This is a genomic window from Rhodococcus chondri (assembly GCF_036327435.1).
Classification (GTDB): domain Bacteria; phylum Actinomycetota; class Actinomycetes; order Mycobacteriales; family Mycobacteriaceae; genus Rhodococcus; species Rhodococcus chondri.
In genome coordinates, this window is sequence record NZ_JAUZMZ010000304.1 from 1 (window position 1) to 3,013 (window position 3,013).

General features: G+C 69.6%; 4 protein-coding genes. All 4 read right to left on the reverse strand.

The window, feature by feature from the left end:
* Positions 1-1,191 (reverse strand): phosphoenolpyruvate carboxylase (locus Q8814_RS25385; RefSeq protein ID WP_330154717.1); only part of this gene is annotated, 1,191 nt, incomplete at its 3' end.
* 47 nt (positions 1,192-1,238) lie between these two features.
* Positions 1,239-1,472 (reverse strand): preprotein translocase subunit SecG, encoded by a 234-nt coding sequence (secG, locus tag Q8814_RS25390; protein WP_330154718.1) that lies wholly within the window; start codon positions 1,470-1,472, stop codon positions 1,239-1,241.
* 94 nt (positions 1,473-1,566) lie between these two features.
* Complete coding sequence (locus tag Q8814_RS25395; protein WP_330154719.1) at positions 1,567-2,760, reverse strand: MFS transporter; 1,194 nt, start codon at positions 2,758-2,760, stop codon at positions 1,567-1,569.
* 127 nt (positions 2,761-2,887) lie between these two features.
* The coding region (locus Q8814_RS25400; RefSeq protein WP_330154720.1) for a triose-phosphate isomerase at positions 2,888-3,013 on the reverse strand (126 nt) is incomplete at its 5' end.

Consider the following 3,013-nt stretch of genomic DNA (forward strand, 5'->3'; position numbering starts at 1 on the left):
CAGACGAGCGAGCCGGTCGTCGGCGATCACCGCTCCCCCACCGTGGCGCAGGGAAGTGTCGACGATGGCGAGATCGGCGAGCAACTGCGCGGGTGAGCCGTAGGCGGGGCGCTCCGCGTCGACGGTGTGCGGCAGTTCGATGTCGGGCAGCAGCTGTGTGGCGCTCGCGGTGAGCCGACCACGAATGCCGTGCACCGCACGGCGATACGGTTCGTCGCTGTGCGCCGGGTTGTCGTCACCGGAAGTATCGGCGAGGCTGCGCAACGCGGGGGTGATGGTCGTGGTGCGCTCGGACATCGACAGGTCGCGTTCGAGTGCCGCGAGTTCGGTGAGGTAATGATCGAGGGCGGTGGCACACGCACGGTCGACCGCGGTGGTGACCACCGCGGCGTCGACGTTGGGATTGCCGTCGCGGTCGCCGCCGATCCAGGTTCCCGGCCGCACGATGGGCTGGGTGAGCACGGCCGCGTCGGGCCAACGCTGCCGCAGTGCACGACGGACTTCGGTGTTGAGCGCGGGCACCACCGCGAACAGCGCCATGTCGTAGTAGCGCAGGCCGTTGTCGATCTCGTCGCTGATTCGCAACCGCGCCAACCGGATCAGCGCGGTCTGCCACAGGGTGAGGATGTGCCGGTACAGATCACGGTCCAGAGCGGACAGCACCTGCGGATCGGTGGTGTGTTCGCGGCGCCGCATCAGCTCGGTGACGGCGGTCTGCACGTCGAACACGGTGCGCCGCCGGGTCTCGGTGGGGTGCGCGGTCACCACCGGGGCGACGAGCGCGGTGGCGAGAGCGTCGGCGACGGTCTCCGGATCGAGTTGCACCGCGTCGAGTTTGGCGTAGGTCGCGGCGAGCGAGCTGTCCTGCGGCGGATCTCCGGCGCGCACGTGCACGGCCCGGCGGCGTTCCCGGTGCAGGTCCTCGGCGAGGTTGGCGAGCAGCCCGAAGTAGCTGAAGGCCCGCACGATCGGGACCAGGTCGGCGGTGGGCACGGATGCGAACCGTCCGGCCAGTTCGGCGCGGTCCATCTCGGAGCGGCGGATGCGGAAACTGGCCACCCGAGCCGCCTCGACCAGGGCGAAGACGTCGTCGCCGGCCTGGTCGCGGACCACGTCGCCGAGGATCCCGCCGAGCAGTCGGATGTCGTCGCGCAAGGGTTCGGTGGCCGAAGCCGGCACGGTGTCCGTCATGCGGCCAGTATCGGCGCCCTACGGTCGATGCGCGACCGGGGAACGGTTCAGCTGAACTTGATCTGCAGTCCGATGCCGAGAATTGCGATCACCCAGATGAGGCCGGTGAACACGGTCAGCCGGTCGAGGTTCTTCTCGGCGACCGACGAACCGGACAGGCTGGACTGCACGCCGCCGCCGAACAGGCTGGACAGGCCGCCGCCCTTACCGCGGTGCAGCAGCACGAGCAGGATCAGCAGCAGGCTGGTGACGATCAGCAGGATGTCCAGGAACAGTTCCATATCGGTGTTCGGTGTCCTTCGGATGGTAGGTGACGTCGGCCGTCAGCTTACCTGCTGGATCAGGTGTGGCCTGCACCCCGCCCACACCGCCGGATCATCCGGGATGCGTGAATCGGTCGCGCCCCGCGAACGCCCCGACCACGGCCTGCCCGACCGCGCACACCGCAACCAGCACGAGTACCGCCGACCAGGTCCCGGTCAGGTCGAACATCGCGCCGGCCACCACGGGCCCGGACGCCGCCAACAGGTACCCGATGCATTGCGCCATGCCGGACAGCTGCGCGGTCTGCGCGACCGTGCGGGTGCGCAGCCCGAACAGTGACACTGCGATCACGAACGTCGCGCCGCTGCTCACGCCCGCGACCAGCGCCCACAGCAGGACCAGGTCGGGGGCCGACAGCAGCCCGATCATCGCGACGACGAGGATCGAACCGGCCACCGCGGCGAGCACACTCTGGGTGCTGCGGCGCCCCATGAGGGCGGTCGCGGCGAGGCCGGACACGATGCCGATGATCTGGTAGACCGACAGGTGCCAGCCGGCGGTGGCGCGATCGACACCGATGCTCGTCTCGATGGACGGAAGCCACGTCACCAGCAGATAGAACGTGGTGGACTGCAGGCCCATCAGCGCCGTGACCTGCCACGCGGTAGCCGAGCGCCACATCGATACGCCCGGGGTTGCCGCCGGGACGACGGGCCGAGGGGCCGGCAGGACCCGCCCGCGCACGATCCACACGGCGGCCGCACTCAGGGAAACGAGAGCCCACAATGCGAGCGCGGCCCGCCAGTTCCCGGTGAGAGCGAGGAAGGGAACGGCCAGACCGGATCCCAATCCGGCGGCGCCGGTGGTCACCGACGAGTACACGCCCGTGACGGTGGCGATGCGGGTGGAGTGGTCGCGTTTGACGATGGCGGGTAGCAGCACGTTGCCGATACCGATACCCACCCCGATCGCGATCGTGCCGCTCCACAACCACAGCGCTCCGGGCACCGACCGCAGCAGGATGCCGAGGGTCAGCACGAGCATGGCGACGAGGACCATGCGCTGGGCACCGAACCTGGCGGCAGGGCGGTGAATCCATGGGGAGACCGCGGCGAAGCACAGCAGGGGCACGGCACCGAGGACGCCGAGTCCGGTGCTTCCGAGTCCGGTATCGGCTCCGATGTCGTCGAGCAGGGGTCCGACGGCGGTGATGGCCGGGCGCAGGCACGCGGCGACAAGCATCACCGCAACCAGGCCGAACACCACGGTCGCGGTGCGACGGTGAGCGTGGTCGAGGCCGCTCATGCGGGCACCACCTCTCCCCGACCGTCGAGCCGGTCGGCAATGCAACGAAAAAGCCCGTGGGGCGCAGAATCGCGAGTGATCCTGCGCCCCACGGGCACGGTGTTCGTACTGCCCCTACGGGATTGACCTACAGGAGCGGGCCGCCCGCGGCGATCGCGGAGAGTTGCGCGAACTCGTCGGCCTTGAGTGACGCGCCGCCCACGAGACCGCCGTCGACGTCGGTCTGTGCGATGAGCTCGCCGACGTTCTTGGC